At 77.5% G+C, this 7,551-nt stretch carries 8 protein-coding genes; 4 read left to right on the top strand and 4 right to left on the bottom strand.

The window, feature by feature from the left end; translation table 11 throughout:
- Positions 1 to 39: 39 nt before the first annotated feature.
- Both MOX02_RS20970 and MOX02_RS20965 read right to left on the bottom strand, forming a co-directional pair.
- Entirely contained in the window at positions 40 to 744 is a 705-nt protein-coding gene (locus MOX02_RS20970; protein WP_147027747.1) for an SDR family oxidoreductase, read from the bottom strand.
- Positions 741 to 1,220, bottom strand: a complete 480-nt coding sequence (locus MOX02_RS20965; protein WP_174804954.1) for a nucleoside deaminase — start codon at positions 1,218 to 1,220, stop codon at positions 741 to 743. Before MOX02_RS20965 ends, MOX02_RS20970 begins: the two co-directional genes overlap by 4 nt.
- A 206-nt stretch (positions 1,221 to 1,426) precedes the next feature.
- On the opposite strand from MOX02_RS20965, the gene MOX02_RS20960 reads away from it, so the two are divergent.
- The 3 genes from MOX02_RS20960 to rsmD all read left to right on the top strand — a co-directional run bounded on the left by MOX02_RS20960 (position 1,427) and on the right by rsmD (position 4,444).
- Entirely contained in the window at positions 1,427 to 1,603 is a 177-nt protein-coding gene (locus MOX02_RS20960; RefSeq protein WP_109895258.1) for a DUF1328 domain-containing protein, read from the top strand.
- A gap of 148 nt (positions 1,604 to 1,751) precedes the next feature.
- On the top strand, positions 1,752 to 3,890 hold the full coding sequence (locus MOX02_RS20955; RefSeq protein ID WP_147027745.1) for a pseudouridine synthase: 2,139 nt from the start codon (positions 1,752 to 1,754) through the stop codon (positions 3,888 to 3,890).
- Entirely contained in the window at positions 3,887 to 4,444 is a 558-nt protein-coding gene (gene rsmD, locus MOX02_RS20950) for a 16S rRNA (guanine(966)-N(2))-methyltransferase RsmD (RefSeq protein ID WP_147027744.1), read from the top strand. Before MOX02_RS20955 ends, rsmD begins: the two co-directional genes overlap by 4 nt.
- An 83-nt stretch (positions 4,445 to 4,527) precedes the next feature.
- On the opposite strand, the gene MOX02_RS31415 is transcribed toward rsmD, so the two are convergent.
- On the bottom strand, positions 4,528 to 4,701 hold the full coding sequence (locus MOX02_RS31415) for a hypothetical protein (protein ID WP_170267946.1): 174 nt from the start codon (positions 4,699 to 4,701) through the stop codon (positions 4,528 to 4,530).
- A 16-nt stretch (positions 4,702 to 4,717) separates the two neighbouring features.
- Between MOX02_RS31415 and MOX02_RS31410 the strand changes: the two genes are divergently transcribed.
- A complete protein-coding gene (locus MOX02_RS31410; protein ID WP_170267945.1) occupies positions 4,718 to 5,359 on the top strand; it encodes a hypothetical protein in 642 nt (213 codons plus the stop codon).
- 61 nt (positions 5,360 to 5,420) lie between these two features.
- On the opposite strand, the gene mutL is transcribed toward MOX02_RS31410, so the two are convergent.
- Positions 5,421 to 7,412 (bottom strand): DNA mismatch repair endonuclease MutL, encoded by a 1,992-nt coding sequence (gene mutL / locus MOX02_RS20940; protein WP_147027743.1) that lies wholly within the window; start codon positions 7,410 to 7,412, stop codon positions 5,421 to 5,423.
- Between the last annotated feature and the right edge of the window lie 139 nt (positions 7,413 to 7,551).

The raw sequence follows: 7,551 nt of genomic DNA, 5'->3' as shown, positions 1-7,551 counted from the left end.
TCCCGAACGGGAGAGGTGACGGCGGCGCGCCTCCCGCGCTCAGAACCGCTCGACCCAGGGGCGCAGGGCGACTTCCGAGGTCCAGGCGCTGCGGTCCTGGGCCAGCACGGCGAGATAGGCCCGGGCGACGGCGTCGGGGTCGAGGGTGCTGTCGGGCGCGTCCGAGGGCTCGCCCCCGCGCTCCGGGTTCCGGATCGCTCCGTCGATGACGAAGTGGGCGACGTGGATGCCCTGCGGCTGCAATTCGCGCGCGAGGCTCTCGGCCAGCCCCCGCAGGGCGAACTTGCCCATCGCGAAGGGGCTCGAGCCCGCGAAGCCCTTCAGGCTGGCCGAGGCGCCCGTGAACAGGAGCGCCCCGTGCCGGGCGGGCAGCATCCGCCGGGCCGCGGCCTGCGCCACCAGGAAGGCGCCGTAGGCCGTCACCGACAGCGAGCGGGCCACCGCCTCGGGGTCGAGGTCGGGGAGCGGCCCGCGCAGGCGCCCGCTCGCGTTGTAGACCACCACGTCCGGGTGGCCGCCGAGGGCCGGCTCCAGCCGGGCGAACAGCGCCTCGACCTCGGCCGGCCGGCTGGCGTCGCAGGCGTGCACGGCCGCGCCGGTCTCGGCCGCGAGGGGCCCGAGCATGGCGACGTCGCGCGCGGCGAGCCCCAGGCGCAGGCCCTGCCCGGCGAGCAGCCGGGCGAGGGAGGCGCTGAGGCCGGAGCCCGCGCCGACGATGAGGGCGCGCTCGTAGCGTGGGATCATGGCGTGTCTCCCCGGTCTCGCCGTTCCTCGAAGAAGGCGCGCAGGAGGGCTGCGGCCTCGGCCTCGCGCAGGCCCCCGTAGACCTCCGGCGCGTGGTGGCAGGTGGGCTGGTTGAACACCCGCGGCCCGTGCTCCACCCCGCCCCCCTTCGGGTCGGAGGCCGCGAAGTAGAGCCGGCGGATGCGCGCGAACGAGATCGCGCCCGCGCACATCGGGCAGGGCTCCAGGGTCACGTAGAGGTCGCAGCCCGTGAGCCGCTCGTCCCCGAGACGGGCGCAGGCGGCGCGGATCGCCAGGATCTCCGCGTGGGCGGTGGGGTCGCTGAGGGCGCGGGGCCGGTTGTGGGCGACGGCGAGGACGGTCCCATCGCGCACCAATGCGGCGCCGACCGGCACCTCCCCCTCGGCGGCGGCCCGGCGGGCGGCCGCGAAGGCGAGGCTCAGCGGGTCGGGCGGAGGGGCGTCGGTCTCGGGCACGGGCGGCACTCTAGGCGCGGGGCCCCGTCCGGGGAAGCGTCGCCGGCGGGGCCGGGCGGGCGCCCGAGGAACTGATGGGCGAGGCTTCGCGTATGTCGAGACGTGAAGAACGCCGCCGGGCACGCGCTTCAGGCGGCGGAAGACGTCCGGAACCGAGGGCCGAACTTGGCCGTTGAGCCGGCAACATCGAAGTCACGGAGAGCACCATGATCGGTTGGGCAGTCACCTTCCTCGTCGTCGCCGTCATCGCCGCCCTGCTCGGGTTCGGCGGCATCGCGGGCACCGCCATGGAGGCGGCCAAGATCGTCTTCTTCGTCGCGATCGCGCTGTTCCTCATCTCCGCCGTGTTCGGCGTGATGCGCGGCCGCTCGCCGAGGCTCTGAGCCCCGGCGAATCCGGCAGGCCGGACCGAGACCGGCGCGAGAGAGGCGGCCCCCGCGGGGGCCGCCTCCGTCGTTTCGGGGCACGCCGCAGGCCCGAAGACTCCGCCCCGCCCTCGCGCGGCCCGCCGGCCTCTGTTATGGGGCGCCCATGAACGCGACCCCGCCCGACGATAGTCCCGACGCCGACCCGCCCGAGACCGACGCCCCCGGCTCCCGGCCGGATGCCGGCCCCGCCTGGGCCCCCGCCACCGACGCGGGCGTGCCCGGCGACGATGCCGAGGCGCGCCCGCCGCGCAAGGGGGGCCGCAAGCCCGCGGCCGAGCCGCGCAAGGCCAAGCCCCTCGCCAAGGCCAAGCCTGTCAAAGAAAGGCCTCCTTCCGGAGCGTCCGCGGATGCGGCCGCCGGGACCGGGGAAGCCGGGACGGCGGATCCGGCTCCCGAACCGGAGGGCACGCCCGAGGGCGAGCGCATCGCCAAGGCCATCGCGCGGGCCGGCATCGCCTCGCGCCGCGACGCGGAGGCGATGATCGCGGAGGGCCGCGTGACCCTCAACGGCGCGGTGCTCGACTCGCCCGCCGTCAACGTGACGGAGGCCGACCGCATCACGGTCGACGGCGAGCCCCTGCCCGCCCGCGAGCGCACCCGGCTCTGGCTGTTCCACAAGCCCCGCGGCCTCGTCACCACCGCCCGCGACCCCGAGGGGCGCCAGACCGTGTTCGAGACCCTGCCCGAGGACCTGCCCCGCGTGGTGGCGGTGGGCCGGCTCGACATCAACACCGAGGGGCTCCTGCTCCTCACCAACGACGGCGGCCTCGCCAAGGTGATCGCCCACCCCGACACCGGCTGGCTGCGCCGCTACCGGGTGCGCGCGCACGGGGACACGACCCAGGCCGAGCTCGACCGGCTGCGCAAGGGCGTGACCATCGACGGCATGGAGTACGGCGCCATCGAGGCGAGCCTCGACCGGGTGCAGGGCGACAACCTCTGGCTGACGCTCGGCCTGCGCGAGGGCAAGAACCGCGAGGTCAAGCGGATCCTGGAGCATCTGGGGCTCTCCGTGAACCGGCTGATCCGCCTGTCCTTCGGCCCGTTCCAGCTCGGCGACCTCGAGCCCGGCCTCGTGGAGGAGGTGCGCACCAAGGTCCTCAAGGAGCAGCTCGGGCCCGGCCTCTCGGCGCAGGCCGAGGTCGATTTCGCGAGCCCGGTGCGCGAGCCGGTGACCCCGTTCGGCTCGCCGAAGGCGGCGGCCCGCGAGGCGGCGGCCGCCTCCCGCGGCGCGGCCCGCGGGTCCGCCCGGCAGAGCGAGCGGCGGGCTGCGCCGGCCGGCCGCGGCGGGGCCGGAGCCCCGGCGCCCGCCCGGCCCCCCGCCCGCGTGCCCACCGGCGGCATGGGGCCCGGGCCCCGCCGCTCGGTCTGGCGGGCGGACGAGACCGGCCCCGCCCCCCTGCGCCCGGCCAAGGTGCCGCGCCGGGGCGCCGACCCCAAGGCCGAGCGGGCGGCCGCCGCCGAGCGCGGCCGCGAGCGCGTCGGCTCGATCCGCGCGGGCGAGCGCCGCGTCGTGGTGGAGCGCCTGAAGGCGAGCCCGCCGGAGCCGGCCCCCGAGCCGCACCGCCGCACCCGCTTCCGCACCCTCGACACCGAGGCCGGCGCGCGCGGCAGGCCGCGCCGGGCCGAGGCCGGCGAGGGGCGGCCCGCCGAGGCGCGCCCCGCCCGGTCCGGCCCGCGCCCCGAGCGCCGGGAGGCGTTCTCCGGCGAGGCGCGCCCCGCCCGATCCGGCCCGAGGGCCGAGCGGCCCGCGCAGGACCGCGCGCCCCGCGGCGAGCGCCCGTTCCGCGACGAGAGGCCCGCGCGCGGCGAGCGCCCTAACCGCGGCGAGCGGCCTTTTCGCGACGAGCGATCGTCTCGCGACGAGCGATCTTCCCGCGACGAGCGCCCGCGCGGCGGCTTCCGGGACGAGGGCCGGCCCCGGGCGGGCGCGCGGCCGGGCGGCGCGCGCCCAGAGGGCGAGGGCCGGGAGCGCCGGACGGGCGGCCCCCGCGGCGATTTCAAGGGCGGTGCGAGAGGGGAGTCCCGGGCCGGCTCCAGGCCGGGCGGGCGCTTCGACGGCCGCTCCGAGGCACGGCCGGGCGCGAGGCCGGGAGCCAAGCCCGGCGGCCGGCCCGGTGCCAAGCCCGGTGCCGAGCCCGGCACCAAGCCCGGCGGGCGGCCCGGACCGCGCTCCGGCGGCGACAAGCCCGGCGGCCGCCCGGGACCGCGGCCCGGCGGCAAGCCGCGCGGCGGCCGGTGAGGATCGTCGGCGGCGCCCTGCGCGGCCGGCGGCTCGCCGCGCCGCGCACGGACGCGATCCGGCCGACCTCGGACCGACTGCGCGAGGCCCTGTTCAACGTGCTCACCCACGCCTACGCCGACGCGGTGGCGCGGGCCCGGGTGCTCGACCTGTTCGCCGGCACCGGCGCCCTCGGCTTCGAGGCGATCTCGCGCGGGGCCTCCTACGCGCTCCTCGTGGACGAGGGCGCGGAGGCGCGCGCGCTGATCCGCCAGAACATCGAGGCGCTGGGGCTGGAAGGCGCCACCCGCCTGTTCCGCCGCGACGCCACGCGGCTCGGGCCGGCGGGCCCGAGCGGGCGCTTCTCCCTCGCCTTCTGCGACCCGCCCTACGGCCGCGACCTCGCCCCGGCCGCCCTCGCCTCCGCCGCCGAGGGCGGCTGGCTGGAGCCCGGCGCCCTCGCGGTGGTGGAGGAGGCGGCCTCCGCCCCCCTCGCCCTGCCCCCCGCCTTCGAGAGCCTGGAGCGCCGCGTCTATGGCGAGACGGCCGTGCTGATCGCCCGCTACGGTGGGTGAGGCGGCGCCGGCCCCTCACCATCGGTTCCGGCAGGCCCGACGGGCTTCAGCCCGAGCGTCCCCGCGAAGATCTTGCGGTCGGCTTAGGCCAGGATGCCGTCATGCGCCTCCAGGAGGTCGCCCATCCGGGCGAACACCGCGTTGCGGATGGCAGCCTGCCGGCCCGGATCGTCCGGGTCGTGGTGCGCGACGCGGTTTCGGAGCTCGGCCAGTGTCGCGAATCCGAGATGCGGCCGCAGCGCGCCGAGCTTCTCCACCAGGAGCCTCTGGTCCTTGCGCGACCTGTCCTTGATCTCTTCCTCCTCCACCCGGAGGAGCGCGCACGACGTGGTCCTGGATCATCGCCGTCAGGGAGTTGAAGCGCAGGAGGAGGGCGTCGAGCCGCTCCTCGTCCTCGTCGGAGAGCCCGGTCACGGCCTCCGCGGCGAGCGGCATCAGCCCGGCGACGCGCTGCCTCGACCAGGCGAGCCGGGCGGCGACCTTGCCGGCAACGGCCAGGGCATCGGCGAGCAGCCGCCCTTCGAGCGCCGCGAGATCCCCGGCCGGGCCGCCGGCCTCTCCGCCCCGGCGGTCGTCCGCCGTCACAGCGGCCGTCCGGTCCCGCAGGGCGATGAGGTCGATCGGGCGCAGCGCGTAGCCCGGCTCCCGCACGAGCACGTCCACGCGCTCCTCGCCGATCAAGTCGGCGAGGTCCGCCCGGAAGCGGAGTTCGGTGGTGAGCGTGGCCTGCGCCGGCGTCTCCGCGACGACGTGAAGGTCGATGTCGCCACCCCGCCGCGCGTCGTCGACGCGGGATCCGAACAGCAGCACGCGAGAGCCGGCGCCGAAATGCCGTCGGGCACAGGCCAGGATCGCGTCTCGCTCGCGCTCGGTCAGCCTCATCGCGCCACCCGTTCCAGACCGCCGTCCCCGTGACGCGGCGAAGCGTCCGGCGGCGCCTCAAGCGAGGGCCGTTTCCCGAGCCGCGGAAGCGCCTTCAGCGGCGCCCGAACAGGCGCTCGATGTCGGCGAGGCTGAGGGTCACGAAGGTCGGGCGGCCGTGGTTGCAGGAGCCCGCCAGCGGCGTGGCCTCCATCTCGCGCAGGAGCGCGTTCATCTCCTCGGGGCGCAGGCGCCGGCCGGCGCGGACCGAGCCGTGGCAGCTCATGCGCGAGAGCACGGCGTCGAGGCGCCGCCCGAGCGGGCCGCCCGCCTCGGGCGCGGCCTCGGCCCCCTCCTCCAGCCCGCTCTCGCTGAGCGCGTCGAGGATGTCGGTGACGAGGGCGCGGATCGAGGCCCGGCCGAGCACGGCCGGCACCTCGCGCACCAGCACGGCGCCGGGCCCGAACGCCTCCACCGTCAGGCCGAGCCTGTCGAGGTCGGGCGCGGCGGAGACGAGACGGTCGGCCTCGTGGGGCGCCATCTCGACCACCTCCGGGATCAGCAGGCCCTGCCGGGCGATGCCGCCCTCCGCCCGCTCCCGCTTCAGCCGCTCGTAGACGAGGCGCTCGTGGGCGGCGTGCTGGTCGACGAGGACGATCCCGTCCCGGGTCTGGGCGACGATGTAGGTCTCGTGGAGCTGGGCGCGGGCGGCCCCCAGGGGATGGTCGAGGGGCTCGGCCTCGGCCGGGGCCCCGCGCCACTCGGCGGCGGGGGGCGCGAGGCCGGGCTCCGCCGGAGCGGCGGGTTCGAGCAGCGCCTGGGCCGCCTCGCCGAAACCCGCCTCCCCGGAACCCGTCTCCCGCGAGCCCGCAGCCTCGCGCTCCGCCCGGCCCCAGGGGGGCTCGGCGAGGGCACCGAAGGAGGGGGCGCCGAAGGAGGGGGCGCGGCCCGGGGCGAAGCTCGGCCGGGCGGGGCGGAACAGGCTCGGGGCCGAGGCGCCCGTGTGGGTGCGCAGGGGCGCCGGGGCCGCTCCCGCGCCGCCCGGCCGCAGGGCCTCGAGGGCGCGGGCGGCGCCCGTCGTGGCCGAGCGGGCGCCGCCCCGGCGCAGGGCCTCGTGGATCGCGCTGACGATCAGCGCCTGCACGAGGCCGGGATCGCGGAAGCGGACCTCGGTCTTGGCCGGGTGCACGTTCACGTCGACGAGGGCGGGGTCGCAGGCGAGCGCGAGGGCCAGCACCGGGTGCCGGTCCGAGGCCATGGTGTCGGCGTAGGCGCCCCGCACGGCGCCGAGCAGCAGCCGGTCGCGCACCGGCCGGCCGTTGACCGTGAAGTGGATGTGCGTGGCCGCGCCCCGGTGGAAGGTCGGCAGGCCGACATGGCCCTCGAGCGCCAGCCCCTCCCGGGCGAGCGAGAGCGGCAGGGCGTTCGGCCCGAACTCGGGCCCGAGCACGGCCACGAGGCGGCGCAGCGTCGCGGCCGGGCCGACCTCCGTCTCCGCCGGGAAGACGAGGGGCTGGCCGGACTCGGTGCGCAGCGTGAAGCGGATCGCGGGCTGAGCCACCGCGAGGCGGCGCAGCATGTCGGCGATGGCGGCGGTCTCGGCCCGGTCCGACTTCAGGAACTTGAGGCGCGCGGGCGTCGCCGAGAACAGGTCCGTCACCTCGATGCGGGTGCCGCGGGCGGCGGGCGCCGGGCGCACCTCGCCGCGGATCCCGGCATCCACCGTGAGGGTGGAGCCCGTCTCCGCCGAGGCCGTGCGGGTGGTGATGGCGAGCCGGGCCACCGCCGCGATCGAGGGCAGCGCCTCGCCGCGGAAGCCGAGGGAGGCGATGCGGGTGAGGTCCCCGTCCGGCAGCTTCGAGGTGGCGTGGCGCTCGACCGCGAGCGCCAGATCCTCGGGAGCCATGCCGGCGCCGTCGTCGATGACCCGGATCAGCCGGCGCCCGCCCCCCTCGATCGTCACCTCGACCGCGCGGGCGCCCGCGTCGATCGCGTTCTCGACGAGCTCCTTCACGGCGGAGGCCGGCCGCTCCACCACTTCGCCCGCCGCGATGCGGTCGACGAGGATCGGGTCGAGGCGGCGGACCGGGCGTGCGGGAGCTTGCATGGCCGCGCCAGTATAGGGGCCGGCCGGCGCGGGCGCGAGCCGGCCCCAAGTCCTCAGCGGGTGCAAGCCCTCAGCGGGTGCAAGTCCTCAGCGGGTGCAAGCCCTCAGCGGGTGCAAGTCCTCAGCGGGTGCAAGCCCT

The sequence above is a fragment of the Methylobacterium oxalidis genome, from assembly GCF_007992195.1.
GTDB lineage: Bacteria > Pseudomonadota > Alphaproteobacteria > Rhizobiales > Beijerinckiaceae > Methylobacterium > Methylobacterium oxalidis.
This window is presented reverse-complemented; position numbering and strand designations above follow the sequence as displayed.

What these genes read in the sequence shown, in the direction of transcription:
- MOX02_RS20960 (WP_109895258.1), top strand. Translation starts at nt 1,427, where the DNA reads ATGATCGGTTGGGCAGTCACCTTCCTCGTCGTCGCCGTCATCGCCGCC.
- mutL (WP_147027743.1), bottom strand. Translation starts at nt 7,412, where the DNA reads ATGCAAGCTCCCGCACGCCCGGTCCGCCGCCTCGACCCGATCCTCGTC.
- MOX02_RS20970 (WP_147027747.1), bottom strand. Translation starts at nt 744, where the DNA reads ATGATCCCACGCTACGAGCGCGCCCTCATCGTCGGCGCGGGCTCCGGC.
- MOX02_RS20955 (WP_147027745.1), top strand. Translation starts at nt 1,752, where the DNA reads ATGAACGCGACCCCGCCCGACGATAGTCCCGACGCCGACCCGCCCGAG.